This window comes from uncultured Shewanella sp. (assembly GCF_947497935.1).
GTDB lineage: Bacteria > Pseudomonadota > Gammaproteobacteria > Enterobacterales > Shewanellaceae > Shewanella.
Genome location: NZ_CANMIO010000036.1, coordinates 1 through 16,134, shown reverse-complemented (window position 1 = coordinate 16,134; position 16,134 = coordinate 1). Strand labels below are relative to the sequence as shown.

Sequence of the window (16,134 nt, the reverse complement as noted above, 5' to 3'; positions counted from 1 at the left end):
TCTACTAGTTCTAGAAGTTCTTCGTCATCAACCATGTCACACTTGTTCATGAATACGATGATGAATGGTACGCCAACCTGACGTGAAAGCAGGATGTGCTCACGAGTTTGTGGCATTGGACCATCTGTAGAAGCAACTACTAGGATAGCGCCGTCCATCTGTGCAGCACCAGTGATCATGTTTTTAACATAATCGGCGTGACCTGGACAGTCTACGTGTGCGTAGTGACGTGATGGAGTGTCATATTCGATGTGAGAAGTATTAATTGTAATACCGCGCTCACGCTCTTCTGGAGCGTTATCGATCTGTGCGAAATCACGTACAGTACCACCGAAGCTCTTAGTCAATACTGCAGAGATAGCAGCAGTTAGAGTTGTTTTACCATGGTCAACGTGTCCAATAGTACCAACGTTAACATGCGGTTTTACGCGTTCAAATTTTTCTTTAGCCACGATATATTCCTTTCTTTTCAGAAAATGCTCGGCTCAAAACCGAGCAATAGCAATTAAGTATATCAACAATAGAGCGAGACGGTTTAGCCTCTAGCCTCTATTATTGCTTTAGTAACATTTTGCGGTGCATCAGAGTACTTCAAGAACTCCATAGAGTACGAAGCACGGCCCTGAGTGGCACTACGCAAATCGGTTGCATAACCGAACATTTCAGATAACGGTACTGTTGCATGAACAAGTTTAACACCTGCGATACCATCATCCATACCCTCAATAAGGCCACGACGACGGTTTAAGTCACCCACAACATCACCCATATAATCTTCAGGTGTTGTTACTTCGACTTTCATACATGGTTCAAGCAATGAAGGATCCGCTTCTAGTGCGCCCTTCTTAAAGCCGATAGAACCAGCCACTTTAAATGCCATTTCGTTCGAGTCCACATCATGATATGAACCATCGTACAATGTGACTTTTATGTCAAGAACTGGGAAGCCGGCTAATACACCGTTCTTCATCTGCTCTTGAATACCCTTATCAACTGCTGGGATGTATTCCTTCGGAACCACACCACCGACAATTTCGTTGACGAATTCGTAACCAAAACCTTCTTCTTGAGGTTCTAGCTTTAACCAAACATGACCGAATTGACCTCGACCACCAGATTGGCGTACAAACTTACCTTCGACTTCCACAGCTTTGCGGATAGTCTCACGATATGCAACTTGTGGTTTACCTACATTACACTCAACACCAAATTCGCGACGCATACGGTCTACGATGATGTCTAAGTGTAGCTCACCCATACCAGAAATCAGTGTCTGACCCGACTCTTCATCAGTTTCAACACGGAATGATGGATCTTCCGCTGCAAGCTTTTGCAACGCCATCCCCATCTTATCTTGGTCAGCCTTTGTTCTTGGCTCAACGGCAATAGTAATTACAGGCTCAGGAAATTCCATACGCTCTAGAATTACTTTGTGGTCTGAATCGCACAGAGTGTCGCCAGTAGTCACGTCCTTAAGACCAATAAGAGCAGCGATGTCGCCAGCGCGTACTTCTTTAATCTCTTGACGATCATTAGCGTGCATCTGCACCATACGACCGATACGTTCGCGCTTTTGCTTAACAGAGTTATATACGCCTGCACCAGTTTCTAATACACCTGAATAAACACGTATAAAAGTCAGAGTACCTACGAATGGATCTGTAGCAATCTTAAATGCCAATGCAGCGAAAGGAGCATTGTCGTCAGCTTGACGTTCAGTCTCTTCTTCGTTGTCATCGATGCCCTTAATAGCAGGAACTTCGACTGGTGATGGTAGATAGTCTACCACTGCATCGAGAACCGCTTGTACACCCTTGTTCTTAAATGCAGAACCACAGGTTGCCAATACGATTTCATTATTTAAGGTGCGTTGACGTAGTGCTTTCTTGATCTCGTCTTCCGAAAGTTCCCCATCATCTAGGTACTTTTCCATCAGCTCTTCTGAAGCTTCAGCAGCACTTTCAACCAGATACTCGCGCATTTCTGCAGCTTTATCGGCTAGGTGCTCTGGAATGGCTTCATAAGTGAAAGTCATGCCCTGATCATCTTCAGACCAGTTAATTGCTTTCATCTTGATCAAATCGACAACACCGTTGAAGTCTTCTTCTGCACCAATATTCATTTGAATCGGTACACAAGTCGCGCCAAGGCGGTTGCGGATCTGTTCAACGACACGATCAAAGTTTGCACCTGCGCGGTCCATCTTATTGACGAACACTAAGCGCGGCACATGATACTTATCAGCCTGACGCCAAACAGTCTCAGATTGGGGTTCTACCCCTGATGAGCCACAGAAAACAACGACTGCACCATCTAGTACTCGCAAAGAACGTTCAACTTCAATAGTGAAGTCAACGTGACCTGGAGTATCGATGATATTAATGCGGTGTTCAGTGAACTGCGCATCCATTCCGCGCCAGAAAGTAGTCGTTGCGGCTGAGGTGATGGTAATACCACGTTCCTGCTCCTGCTCCATCCAATCCATGGTGGCAGCGCCATCATGAACTTCACCGATCTTATGAGATAAGCCAGTGTAGAACAGAACACGTTCAGTGGTAGTGGTTTTACCAGCGTCAACATGAGCACAGATACCGATATTACGGTAGCGCTCAATTGGAGTTGTACGAGCCACGATTTATACCCTCTTAGCTAAAACCTGAGTGTTAGCAATGCAAGTAAGGCGTGGGACAAAGCCCACGCCAAGATATTACCAGCGGTAATGAGCAAACGCTTTGTTTGCTTCTGCCATACGATGCACGTCTTCGCGCTTCTTAACAGCAGTACCTTTGTTTTCAGATGCGTCTAACATTTCACCTGCTAGACGTAGAGCCATAGATTTTTCACCACGCTTACGTGCAGCTTCAACCAACCAGCGCATCGCTAGTGCGTTACGACGCACTGGACGAACTTCACATGGTACCTGGTAAGTAGAACCACCAACACGACGAGATTTAACCTCGACTGATGGACGTACGTTGTCCAGGGCTGCTTCAAGGATTACTAGTTGCTCTTCGCCTTTCTTTTCAGCTGCAGTATCTAGTGCCTTGTAAATAATTTTTTCAGCAGTCGACTTTTTGCCGTCCTGCATAATGACGTTGATGAACTTAGCCAGCAACTCACTGTTGAACTTTGGATCTGGTAGGATTTTACGTTGTCCTACAACGCGACGTCTTGGCATAACAATTTCTCCGTATGCTTCAGGGACCCCAAAACTGGAATCTCAATTATATCTAGCTTGGCCTTACTTAACGGAAAACGTTAAGACTTAGGACGCTTAGCACCGTACTTTGAACGACCTTGACGACGTTCGCTAACGCCAGCACAGTCTAATGCGCCGCGTACAGTGTGGTAACGCACACCCGGTAAGTCTTTTACACGACCGCCACGGATTAGAATTACGCTGTGTTCCTGCAGGTTGTGGCCTTCACCGCCGATGTACGAAGTAACTTCGAAACCGTTAGTTAGACGCACACGAGCTACTTTACGTAGTGCAGAGTTAGGTTTTTTTGGTGTAGTAGTGTATACGCGAGTACAAACACCACGTTTTTGTGGACACGCAGCTAGCGCAGGAACGTTAGTCTTATCGACTTTCGGTGCGCGAGGCTTACGTACCAACTGGTTTACAGTTGCCATGTATAGCTCCGAATCAGTTGACTAAATCAACAGTAAGGTGTGAAAAATCTATATCCCACAGGTGTGGGACGCGAAATTTTAGAAGTGTATGAGGTTTCTGTCAAGAAATAGACAACTTTTAACCGATTTAAAGTAAAAAAAAGGCGCTTAAAGCGCCTTTTTTACAATCTATTTACTTTTCAGCATCGATTAATCGTTGCTACCAGCAAGATTTAGTAGATCTGCAAGGTTCTGCTCAGCTTCACTTGCACTAATCACTGGCGCTTCTTCAGCAGCAGGTTTAACTGCAGCTTCAGCACGCTTCTGGTGGTATGAGTAACCCGTACCAGCAGGGATTAGACGACCAACGATTACGTTCTCTTTCAAGCCACGTAACTTATCGCTCTTACCGCCAACAGCTGCTTCAGTAAGAACACGAGTGGTCTCCTGGAACGAGGCTGCAGAAATAAACGATTCAGTCGCAAGTGACGCCTTAGTAATACCAAGAAGTTCACGTTCGAATGTCGCAGGCTGCTTACCTTGTGCCTCAAGTTCGCGGTTAGCGATCTTAACACGTGATACTTCAGCTTGCTCACCCGGTAGGAATTCACTGTCACCAGCGTCTACGATCTCACACTTACGCAGCATCTGGCGAATAATCACCTCAATGTGCTTATCGTTGATCTTAACGCCCTGTAGACGGTAAACATCCTGTACTTCATTCACGATATAGTTAGCCACATTGTGGATACCACGTAGACGTAGAATGTCGTGTGCTGCTTCTGGACCATCAGCAATAACTTCACCGCGTTCAACTTTTTCACCTTCGAACACGTTTAGGTTACGCCACTTAGGAATCATCTCTTCATAGTGCTCACCGCCATCAGCAGGGGTAATCACTAGACGACGCTTACCTTTGGTTTCTTTACCGAACGAGATAGTACCCGATACTTCAGCAAGAATAGCAGGCTCTTTTGGCTTACGCGCTTCGAACAAGTCAGCTACGCGTGGCAGACCACCGGTAATATCGCGAGTCTTCGAAGATTCTTGAGGAATACGTGCTAATGCATCACCAACGTTAATTGGTGCGTTATCGTCAAGGTTCACAATCGCGTGACCTGGCAAGAAGTATTGCGCAGGAACTTCAGTACCTGGGATCATCAAGTCACCGCCGTCAGCAGCAACAAGACGGATCATTGGACGCATCTCTTTACCAGCTGTAGGACGTTGACCAACTTCTAGTACTACGATCGAAGAAAGACCAGTTAGTTCGTCTGTTTGACGTGTCATTGTGACACCTTCAATCATATCTACGAACTTAATACTACCCGCTACTTCAGAAATAATTGGGTGAGTATGCGGATCCCACTTAGCGATAATTTCGCCAGCAGCTACGCCATCGTCTTCCAACTTCTCAAGAACTGTACCGTAAGGAACCTTATAACGCTCTTTCTCACGACCTAGCTCATCGATGATGGCAAGTTCAGAAGAACGAGATACGATTACAAGCTTACCGTTGCTGTTAGTTACATACTTAGCGTTGTGTAACTTAAGCGTTCCTGAGTTCTTAACTTGAACGTTGTTCTCAGCTGAAGCTCGAGATGCCGCACCACCGATGTGGAAAGTACGCATCGTAAGCTGTGTTCCTGGCTCACCAATTGACTGAGCAGCAACAACACCAATCGCTTCACCTTGGTTAATGATATGACCACGAGCCAAATCACGACCGTAACAAGCTTTACACACACCGAAGTCTGTATCACAGCTAATTACTGAACGAACAATCATTTCGTCGATAGAGTTGTCTTCAACGATGTCACACCATGCTTCGTCAAGAAGCGTGTTGCGCGGCACAAGTACTTCTTCAGTACCAGGCTTAAGTACGTCTTGAGCAACAACACGACCTAGCACGCGCTCACGTAACGGCTCAACTACATCACCACCTTCAATTAGTGGTTTCATAGTTAGACCTTCATACGTTCCGCAGTCATCTTCGATAACAACTAGATCTTGTGCAACGTCTACTAGACGACGAGTCAGGTAACCAGAGTTAGCTGTCTTCAATGCCGTATCCGCAAGACCCTTACGCGCACCGTGAGTAGAAATAAAGTACTGAGATACGTTTAGACCTTCACGGAAGTTAGCCACAATTGGGGTTTCGATGATTGAGCCATCTGGCTTAGCCATCAGACCACGCATACCGGCCAACTGACGAATCTGTGCAGCACTACCACGAGCGCCAGAGTCGGCCATCATGTAGATACTGTTAAATGATTCTTGTGTTTCTTCTTCACCATCACGGTTAATCACTGTCTCTTTAGACAGGTTTTCCATCATCGCTTTAGAAACTTTTTCGTTCGCGCTTGCCCAGATATCGATTACTTTGTTGTAACGCTCACCGGCTGTTACTAGACCAGATTGGAACTGTTCTTGAATTTCAAGAACTTCCGCTTCAGCATCCGCTACTAGCGTGTACTTAAGATCTGGAATAACCATATCGTTGATACCAACAGAGGCACCTGAGATAGTTGCAAAGTGGAAGCCTGTGTACATCAATTGGTCAGCAAAGATAACGGTATCTTTAAGACCTAATTGACGGTAACAAGTGTTCAATAGCTTAGAGATCTGCTTCTTACCCATGTTTTGGTTAACCAAATCATAAGAAAGACCTTTTGGCAGGATCTGTGAAAGCAATGCACGACCAACGGTTGTATCAACAACGCGACGTGTCTTAACTTTTTCGCCAGCTTCGTTCGTCGTGGTTTCAGTAATACGAACCTTAACGCGAGCGTGTAGCTCAGCAACACCAGTGCGGTAAGCTTTTTCAGCTTCAGCCACATCAGCGAATGCCATGCCTTCACCCTTGCCGTTGATACGCTCACGGCTAGTGTAGTAAAGACCCAATACAACGTCCTGTGACGGTGTGATCACCGGCTCACCGTTTGCAGGTGATAGGATGTTGTTGGTAGACATCATTAGCGAACGTGCTTCTAACTGCGCTTCTAGCGTTAGTGGCACGTGAACAGCCATTTGGTCACCGTCGAAGTCGGCGTTGTATGCCGCACAAACCAATGGGTGAAGCTGAATCGCTTTACCTTCGATAAGTACTGGCTCAAATGCCTGGATACCTAGTCTGTGCAGTGTTGGTGCACGGTTAAGCATCACTGGATGTTCGCGGATCACGTCATCTAGCACGTCCCAAACTTCTGGAACTTCGCGCTCAACCATCTTCTTAGCAGCTTTAATAGTTGTAGCTAAGCCACGACCTTCTAGCTTGCCATAGATGAATGGCTTAAATAGCTCAAGTGCCATCTTCTTAGGAAGACCACACTGGTGTAGACGTAAAGTTGGACCTACGGTAATTACCGAACGACCAGAGTAGTCAACACGCTTACCTAGCAAGTTCTGACGGAAACGACCTTGCTTACCTTTGATCATATCGGCCAAAGATTTAAGCGGACGCTTGTTAGAACCCGTAATAGCACGACCACGGCGACCGTTATCCAATAGCGCATCAACAGATTCTTGTAACATACGCTTTTCGTTGCGCACGATAATATCTGGAGCAGCTAGATCTAACAGACGCTTTAGACGGTTGTTACGGTTAATTACACGACGGTAAAGGTCGTTCAAATCAGACGTAGCAAAACGTCCGCCATCTAGTGGTACTAGAGGACGTAGATCTGGTGGCAGAACCGGTAGCACTTTAAGGATCATCCACTCAGGCTTGTTACCTGAAGTGAAGAATGCCTCAATAAGCTTAAGACGCTTAGTGATCTTCTTGCGACGAGTTTCAGAATTGATTGATGGCAATTCTTCGCGCATCATTTCAATTTCTTTCTCAAGATCGATAGCACGTAGCAATTCTAGAACTGCTTCAGCACCCATCTTGGCATCGAATTCATCACCGTACTCTTCTAATGCATCCAGATAGTTTTCTTCTGTTAGCATTTGGCCGCGTTCAAGACTGGTCATGCCAGGCTCGATTACTACGAAAGATTCGAAGTAAAGTACACGTTCGATATCACGAAGAGTCATGTCTAGCATCAAACCGATACGAGACGGCAGTGACTTCAAGAACCAAATGTGTGCAACTGGGCTAGCAAGATCGATGTGACCCATACGCTCACGACGTACTTTAGTCTGTGTAACTTCAACGCCACACTTTTCACAGATCACACCACGGTGCTTAAGACGCTTATACTTACCGCATAAACATTCATAATCTTTTACTGGACCAAAAATACGCGCACAGAACAAACCTTCACGTTCAGGCTTGAATGTACGGTAGTTAATGGTTTCTGGCTTCTTAACTTCACCAAAAGACCAAGAGCGGATCAGATCAGGCGACGCTAGGCCGATCTTGATACCTTCAAATTCTTCAGTCTTGCTTTGCTGTTTCAGAAACTTTAATAAGTCTTTCACGTTTCTCTCCTGAAGGAGTTAAACCGGGTGCCCTGCAAAATGCAGAGCACCAATTTCTTTTGCCATAGAGGCAGTAACCAAGTGTTACTGTTGATCCAATTCGATATTAATACCGAGTGAACGGATCTCTTTCAACAATACGTTGAAAGATTCAGGCATACCTGGTTGCATCTGATGGTTACCGTCGACGATGTTCTTATACATCTGAGTACGACCGTTCACATCGTCCGACTTAACGGTTAGCATTTCTTGGAGTGTATATGCAGCACCGTAAGCTTCAAGTGCCCATACTTCCATCTCACCGAAACGCTGACCACCGAACTGTGCTTTACCACCCAATGGTTGCTGAGTAACAAGACTGTACGAACCGGTAGAACGGGCGTGCATCTTATCGTCAACCAAGTGGTTCAGTTTAAGCATATACATGTAACCTACGGTTACTTGACGCTCAAATTGATTACCAGTACGACCATCACACAGCGTTAGCTGACCTGATGTTGGTAGACCTGCAAGTTCAAGCATCTGCTTGATCTCTTTCTCTTTGGCACCATCAAACGCAGGTGTCGCTGTTGGTACACCGCCTTTTAGGTTTTTAGCAAGACGCAAGATTTCATCATCAGTAAATGAATCGATGTCAACGCGCTGCTGCACTTCGTCACCTAAGTCATAAACTTGCTTGATGTATCCGCGAAGTTCTGCCAATTCGCGCTGCTCTTCTAGCATCTCAGTAATACGATTACCGATGCCTTTCGCTGCAGCACCCATATGAACTTCAAGTACCTGACCGATGTTCATACGTGATGGTACACCTAGTGGATTCAATACGATGTCCACTGGGTCGCCTTTTTCGTCGTACGGCATGTCTTCAACAGGACAAATCTTAGAGATTACACCCTTGTTACCATGACGACCAGCCATCTTATCACCAGGCTGGATTGTACGCTTAACCGCTAGGTAAACCTTAACGATCTTAAGTACGCCAGGCGCTAAGTCATCACCTTGAGTGATCTTACGGCGCTTGATTTCAAACTTCTTATCGAAATCGGCTTTTAGCTCTTCCGCTTGCTCAGCTAGCTGTTCTAGCTCAGTTTGCTTCGCTTCGTCATCGATGGTTTGCACCAACAATTGTGAGCGTGGAATTGCATTAAGTTGGGCTTCATCGAAACCAGCACCTAATAGTAGGTTACGAGCACGACCGATAACACCATCTTCAAGAATTTGGAACTCTTCAGTCAAATCCTTCTTCGCCTGAGCGATATGCATCTCTTCGATTTCTACAGCACGCTTGTCTTTTTCAACGCCGTCACGAGTAAATACTTGTACGTCAATGATAGTACCTTTAACAGAATTAGGTACGCGTAGAGAGCTGTCTTTAACGTCAGAGGCTTTTTCGCCGAAGATTGCACGGAGAAGTTTCTCTTCTGGAGTCAGCTGAGTTTCACCTTTAGGTGTTACCTTACCAACTAGGATGTCGCCACCCTTAACTTCTGCACCGATATAAACGATACCTGATTCATCTAGCTTAGAAAGCGCAGACTCACCTACGTTTGGAATATCAGCAGTGATCTCTTCACTACCCAACTTAGTATCACGAGCGATACATGAAAGCTCTTGAATGTGGATAGTTGTAAAACGGTCTTCTTGAGCTACACGCTCAGAGATTAAGATCGAGTCTTCGAAGTTGTAACCGTTCCAAGGCATGAACGCGATACGCATGTTCTGACCAAGAGCCAAATCACCTAAGTCGGTAGATGGGCCATCGGCTAGTACGTCGCCACGAACAACTGGGTCACCGACAGAACAACAAGGACGCTGGTTAATACAAGTGTTCTGGTTAGAACGCGTGTACTTAGTCAAGTTGTAGATATCGATACCTGCTTCACCTGGAGTCAGCTCAGCTTCATCAACCTTAACCACGATACGGCTAGCGTCTACGTAGTCAACATAACCACCACGCTTAGCAGCAACAACCACGCCTGAGTCAACAGCAAGTGTACGTTCAATACCAGTACCAACTAAAGGCTTATCAGCCTTAAGTGTTGGAACGGCCTGACGTTGCATGTTCGCACCCATCAATGCACGGTTCGCGTCATCGTGTTCTAGGAACGGAATTAGCGATGCCGCAACAGAAATAATCTGTTGTGGTGAAACGTCCATATACTGGATATCAGCAGCACCCATAAAGGTAGAATCACCCTTATGACGACATGCGATAAGATCATCCATCATACGACCGTTTTCGTCTAAGTTAACGATTGCCTGTGCGATAACATAACGGCCTTCTTCGATTGCTGAAAGGTAATCTACCTCATCAGTAACCACACCATCGATAACCTTACGGTATGGTGTTTCAAGGAAACCATAGTTGTTAGTACGAGCAAAGGTTGACAACGAGTTGATCAATCCAATGTTTGGACCTTCTGGCGTTTCGATTGGACATAGACGACCGTAGTGAGTCGGGTGTACGTCTCGAACTTCGAAACCAGCACGTTCACGTGTAAGACCACCAGGACCTAGAGCAGAAATACGACGCTTATGCGTAACTTCTGACAATGGGTTGTTTTGGTCCATGAACTGTGAAAGCTGTGAAGAGCCAAAGAATTCTTTAACCGCTGCAGAAATTGGCTTAGCATTGATCAGATCTTGAGGCATAAGCTCATTTAGATCGCCAAGACTCAAACGCTCACGTACGGCACGTTCTACACGAACTAGACCAACACGGAACTGGTTTTCAGCCATTTCACCAACGCTACGAATACGACGGTTACCTAGGTGATCGATATCATCCACTTCGTCGAAACCGTTACGAATCGCGATGATGTTCTTCATCACGGCAACGATATCTTCTTTAGTTAGGATACCAGTGCCTTCGTCATCATCGATACCTAGACGACGGTTGAACTTCATACGACCTACTTTAGATAGATCATAACGTTCTTCGCTGAAGAATAGGTTATTGAATAGCGCTTCTGCTGCGTCTTTGGTTGGTGGCTCGCCTGGACGCATCATACGGTAGATTTCAACTAGCGCTTCTAGGCGGTTAGTTGTCGAATCAATACGTAATGTGTCAGAGATGTAAGCACCGTTATCAAGCTCGTTGATATACAGAGTGCTGATCTCTTTGATGCCAGCCATAGATAGCTTAGCTAGATCTTCTAGGCTGATGTCTGCGTTTGCAGAAACCAATACTTCGCCTGTATCTGGATCGATATAATCTTGGCCAGAAATCTTACCAGCGATGTACTCAACTGGAACTTCAAGTTCAGTTGTGTTTGTCTTTTCAAGTTGACGAATGTGACGTGCAGTGATGCGACGACCCTTCTCAACAAGAACAGTGCCTTCAGCGTCTTTAATATCATAGCTAGCTGTTTCGCCACGTAGGCGGTCAGCAACGAGATCCATTACTAATGAATCTTTCTTGATCTTAAAGTTTACGCGGTCGAAGAACAGGTCAAGAATATCTTGAGTTGAATAATCTAATGCGCGCAGAATGATCGATGCCGCAAGCTTACGACGGCGGTCAATACGAACAAACAGTGCATCTTTAGGATCGAATTCAAAGTCTAACCATGAACCACGGTAAGGAATAATACGTGCGTTATACAGCACCTTACCTGAAGAGTGGGTTTTACCACGGTCATGATCAAAGAATACGCCTGGACTACGGTGCAGCTGAGATACGATTACACGCTCAGTACCATTGATAACAAAGGTACCGTTGTCAGTCATAAGAGGGATATCCCCCATATAGACTTCTTGTTCTTTGATGTCTTTTACTGTGCCAGGTGCAGCTTCACGGTCATACAGAACCATACGCAGTTTAACGCGTAGTGGTGCAGAGTATGTAACACCGCGGATTTGACACTCTTTCACATCAAAAACTGGCTCGCCTAGTTTGTAGCTGACATATTGCAGCTCAGAGTTACCAGAAAAGCTCTTGATGGGAAAAACGCTACGGAAAGCAGCTTCAAAACCGCGCTCACCTGTAGGATCTTGATCGGTGAACTTCTTAAAAGAGTCCAACTGGATTGACAAAAGGTAAGGGATGTCCAGAACACGTGGACGTTTACCAAAGTCTTTGCGAATACGCTTCTTTTCAGAATAGGAGTAAACCATGGGTTTCCTCTGATTGCGAGATGTGACCAAGACTGAATCAACTTAACTGTTGAGACAGCGCGTTTGCCCATCACCGTTGAAAGCAAGAACCTAACCAGTAATCTCTGCTAGGAACTGCAAAATCTGGCGACAAACGGTGAAAAAAAAATCGCCTGCGCATACAGCGCAAAAAAGGCCGACGGTTAAAAAACCGCCAGCCTCCGCCCGATTACTCGGGAGGTTGTAAGTTATAGTATAACTTACTTGATCTCTACTGCAGCACCAGCCGCTTCTAGATCAGTCTTAAGAGCTTCAGCTTCTTCTTTAGTGATAGCTTCTTTAACTGCTACTGGAGCAGATTCAGCCATAGCTTTAGCTTCTTTCAGGCCTAGACCTGTAGCGCCACGAAGAGCTTTAATTACTGCAACTTTGTTGTCGCCGTGAGAAGTAAGAACTACGTCGAATTCTGTTTTCTCTTCAGCAGCAGCAGCATCGCCACCACCTGAAACAACAGCAGCAGCAGCAGAAACGCCGAACTTCTCTTCCATTGCTTCGATTAGTTCAACAACTTCCATTACAGACATAGCTGCAAGAGCTTCTAAGATTTGGTCTTTAGTGATAGACATAACAAAAAATTCCTATTGTACTGAATTCAATTTTAATTAAGCGGCTTGTAAAATTAAGCAGCTTCTTTCTGATCGCGTAAAGCGGCCAATGTACGAACGAACTTGCCAGCAGATGCTTCTTTTAGAGTCATCATGAACTGAGCTAGTGCTTCTTCGTAAGTTGGTAGTTTTGCTAAACGATCAATATTTTCTGCAGGGATTAATTCCCCTTCAAAGGCTGCTGCTTTGATTTCAAAATTCTGTTGAGCTTTAGCGAAATCTTTAAGAAGACGCGCAGCTGCACCTGGGTGCTCAGAAGAGAATGCAATCAAAGTTGGACCAGTAAACGTATCGCTCAGGCACTCAAAATCAGTACCCGCTACGGCGCGCTTAACAAGAGTGTTACGTACTACACGAATGTACACTCCTGCTTCACGAGCAGCTTTACGAAGTCCGGTCATATTAGCTACAGTTACACCGCGTGAATCGGCTACAACTGCAGATAAAGCACCTTTGGCAGCTTCGTTGACTTCAGCAACAATCGCTTTTTTGTCTTCGAGTCCTAACGCCATTGGTATACTCCTGGATTCTATCTAGGGAAATTCCCTAGCAATTACCATGCTAAATATCATAGATACTTAGCGACTTACGGCGCGAAAAATTCCAGCAGACAAAATCTATCTGGGGTCCGACACCGTCTACGCAGGAAATTAAGTTAACTACTTGAGCAACACCTACGGTCTTGGACGGAGGCTTTTCATTAACCTAAAAGGTTAACTCACAGCCCCAACCCTACAAAGTGCGCGCATTATAGACTAATGCACGAGCTTTGTAAATTTACTTAACGTCTTCCAGGGTACCCTGGTCAACAGCAACACCTGCACCCATAGTGGTAGAGATGCTTACTTTCTTAATGAAAACGCCTTTAGCTGCAGCAGGCTTGGCTTTCTTAAGTGCGCCAAGTAGTGCTTCTAAGTTTTCTTTAAGTTGAGCTGGTTCAAAGTCCACTTTACCGATAGTAGTGTGGATGATACCGTTCTTATCGTTACGGTAACGGATTTGACCCGCTTTAGCGTTCTTAACTGCTTCAGCAACGTTTGGCGTTACAGTACCAGTTTTTGGGTTAGGCATTAGACCACGTGGGCCTAAGATTTGACCTAACATACCAACAACGCGCATTGCATCTGGAGATGCGATAACTACGTCGAAGTTCATTTCGCCAGCTTTAATCTGTGCAGCAAGATCGTCCATACCAACAAGCTCAGCACCAGCTGCAGTAGCAGCTTCAGCGTTAGCGCCTTGAGTGAACACAGCAACACGAACATCACGACCAGTACCGTGTGGTAGCACAGTAGCGCCACGAACGTTTTGGTCAGATTTACGTGGGTCAACACCTAGGTTAACCGCAACGTCAACACTTTCAAGGAACTTAGCAGTAGCTAGCTCTTTAAGTAGTGCAACAGCTTCATTGATGTCGTAGCTTTTAGTCGCTTCAACTTTCTCGCGAATTAGACGAGCGCGTTTAGTTAGCTTTGCCATTATATTAGTCCTCTACTACCAAACCCATTGAACGCGCAGTACCTTCAATTGAGCGAGTCATCGCTTCAATATCAGCACCAGTCATATCAGCAGCTTTAGTCTCAGCAATTTCCTGGACAGCGCTACGCTTGATAGTTCCCACTTTTTCAGTGTTAGGACGGCCAGAGCCTGACTTCAGACCAGCTGCTTTAAGCAGTAGGAAAGACGCAGGTGGAGTCTTAGTTTCGAAAGTGAAAGAGCGATCAGAGTAAACAGTGATAACTACAGGAATTGGCATACCTTTCTCGAACTTTTCAGTACGAGCGTTGAATGCTTTACAGAATTCCATGATGTTAACACCTTTCTGACCCAATGCTGGGCCTACTGGTGGCGACGGGTTTGCAGCACCGGCTGCGACTTGCAGTTTGATGTAACCATCAACTTTCTTTGCCATGAGACATTTCCTCAAGTTTGGGTTCAAACGCCATCAACACTATGTTGAAAAGCTCCCCGAAAAATATGGGTGCGAATTATATATAAATTCGCACCCATTTCCAAATACTATTTGTGCTTTATTTAATCAGCTTTTTTCAATCTGACTAAAATCAAGTTCTACTGGAGTCGAGCGACCGAAGATCATCACAGAAACCTTAACGCGGTTCTTCTCATAATCCACTTCTTCAACAGTACCGTTGAAGTCAGCAAAAGGTCCGTCAGTAACACGAACAACTTCACCAGGCTCAAACATAACGCGATGCGTTGGAGACTCTGTAGTTTCTTGAAGACGCTGAAGGATCGCATCAGCTTCTTTATCTGAAATTGGCGCTGGACGATCAGACGTTCCGCCGATGAAGCCCATTACACGAGGAATACTCTTAACCAAGTGCCAGCTTTCATCATTCATTTCCATCTGCACTAGTACATAGCCAGGGAAAAATTTACGTTCGCTCTTACGACGTTGGCCTGCACGCATTTCAACTACTTCTTCAGTAGGGACTAACACCTCACCAAAGTAGTCTTCCATTTCGTGCATTCTGATATGTTCAAGCAAGGTTTTGCATACACGGCCTTCATAGCCGGAAAACGCTTGAATAACATACCATCTCTTTTTAGCTTCAGTAGCTTCAGTCATACTTAATGCCTATACGCCTGTAATAAAATTAACAATTCTAAGCAATACTGCGTCTAAGCCCCAAAGGATTAAACCTAAAACGGCTGTTGCAGCTAATACAATGAAAGTTGTATTGAGTGCTTCTTGACGCGTAGGCCAAACCACTTTACGAACTTCAATCTGTGATTCACGAGCAAAAGTTAAAGCTTGCTTGCCTTTTTCTGTTTGCAACGCGATGAAACCAGCAATGGCAAAGGTCACTATTACACCAAGGGCGCGAACAACGACACTTGCTTCATTAAAATATTGATTGCCAATAATTGCAGCAGCCAACAAGATTACGACTAGGCCCCACTTTACGATATCCAGAGAGTTACCCTGGTTTTCAGTATTTGTTGTCATCGGTTAATTCCGTTACTCACTACGTTCTGAGTCAAGTGACACTAAAAAATAGCATTTTGCTCAGTGAAAAATTCAGTCAGACTCGCTATCCGAACTGGCGACCGCCAAACATACTCTTATTAAAGTATACTCAACGAGTCAAAAATCGGTCATAGATTGTATTCTTATTCCACTTATTTGGCAAGAATACAAAGCCCAGCTTAACTAACAAATTAAACCTAAATGCAATAAAAACAAAAAAGGCAGCCTAAGCTGCCTTTTTCAGTATCGAGTTAAGACTCGTTGCTAGTTAAGCAACGATCTCAGCTACAACACCAGCACCAACTGTACGACCACCTTCACGGATAGCGAAGCGTAAACCTTCGT

12 protein-coding genes and 1 pseudogene are annotated in these 16,134 nt (G+C 45.1%); all 13 read right to left on the bottom strand.

Annotated features, from left to right (window positions below; translation table 11 throughout):
• On the bottom strand, nt 1–452 hold a 452-nt coding region (locus Q1A86_RS20840; RefSeq protein ID WP_299811316.1), incomplete at its 3' end, for a GTP-binding protein.
• An 83-nt stretch (nt 453–535) separates the two neighbouring features.
• Nucleotides 536–2,632 carry an elongation factor G gene (gene fusA / locus Q1A86_RS20835; protein ID WP_299811313.1) on the bottom strand — a complete coding sequence of 699 codons (2,097 nt, stop codon included), beginning with the start codon at nt 2,630–2,632 and terminating at the stop codon, nt 536–538.
• A gap of 75 nt (nt 2,633–2,707) precedes the next feature.
• Nucleotides 2,708–3,178 carry a 30S ribosomal protein S7 gene (gene rpsG / locus Q1A86_RS20830; RefSeq protein ID WP_028767978.1) on the bottom strand — a complete coding sequence of 157 codons (471 nt, stop codon included), beginning with the start codon at nt 3,176–3,178 and terminating at the stop codon, nt 2,708–2,710.
• Nucleotides 3,179–3,258: 80 nt separating this feature from the next.
• A complete protein-coding gene (gene rpsL / locus Q1A86_RS20825) occupies nt 3,259–3,633 on the bottom strand; it encodes a 30S ribosomal protein S12 (protein ID WP_012153454.1) in 375 nt (124 codons plus the stop codon).
• Between the two features lie 189 nt (nt 3,634–3,822).
• Nucleotides 3,823–8,037 (bottom strand): DNA-directed RNA polymerase subunit beta', encoded by a 4,215-nt coding sequence (gene rpoC, locus Q1A86_RS20820; protein WP_299811306.1) that lies wholly within the window; start codon nt 8,035–8,037, stop codon nt 3,823–3,825.
• An 84-nt stretch (nt 8,038–8,121) separates the two neighbouring features.
• On the bottom strand, nt 8,122–12,153 hold the full coding sequence (rpoB, locus tag Q1A86_RS20815; RefSeq protein WP_299811303.1) for a DNA-directed RNA polymerase subunit beta: 4,032 nt from the start codon (nt 12,151–12,153) through the stop codon (nt 8,122–8,124).
• Nucleotides 12,154–12,392: 239 nt separating this feature from the next.
• A complete protein-coding gene (gene rplL, locus Q1A86_RS20810; protein WP_220765527.1) occupies nt 12,393–12,758 on the bottom strand; it encodes a 50S ribosomal protein L7/L12 in 366 nt (121 codons plus the stop codon).
• Nucleotides 12,759–12,811: 53 nt separating this feature from the next.
• Complete coding sequence (gene rplJ, locus Q1A86_RS20805) at nt 12,812–13,309, bottom strand: 50S ribosomal protein L10 (protein WP_299811298.1); 498 nt, start codon at nt 13,307–13,309, stop codon at nt 12,812–12,814.
• Nucleotides 13,310–13,574: 265 nt separating this feature from the next.
• The gene (rplA, locus tag Q1A86_RS20800; RefSeq protein ID WP_299811295.1) at nt 13,575–14,276 is read right to left on the bottom strand and encodes a 50S ribosomal protein L1; all 702 of its coding nucleotides are present in this window, start codon (nt 14,274–14,276) and stop codon (nt 13,575–13,577) included.
• A gap of 4 nt (nt 14,277–14,280) precedes the next feature.
• On the bottom strand, nt 14,281–14,709 hold the full coding sequence (gene rplK / locus Q1A86_RS20795; RefSeq protein WP_012153448.1) for a 50S ribosomal protein L11: 429 nt from the start codon (nt 14,707–14,709) through the stop codon (nt 14,281–14,283).
• A 126-nt stretch (nt 14,710–14,835) separates the two neighbouring features.
• Entirely contained in the window at nt 14,836–15,387 is a 552-nt protein-coding gene (gene nusG / locus Q1A86_RS20790) for a transcription termination/antitermination protein NusG (RefSeq protein ID WP_299811288.1), read from the bottom strand.
• Nucleotides 15,388–15,396: 9 nt separating this feature from the next.
• On the bottom strand, nt 15,397–15,768 hold the full coding sequence (secE, locus tag Q1A86_RS20785) for a preprotein translocase subunit SecE (protein WP_299811285.1): 372 nt from the start codon (nt 15,766–15,768) through the stop codon (nt 15,397–15,399).
• Nucleotides 15,769–16,057: 289 nt separating this feature from the next.
• Nucleotides 16,058–16,134: pseudogene (locus Q1A86_RS20780) on the bottom strand (elongation factor Tu); the annotation flags it as partial.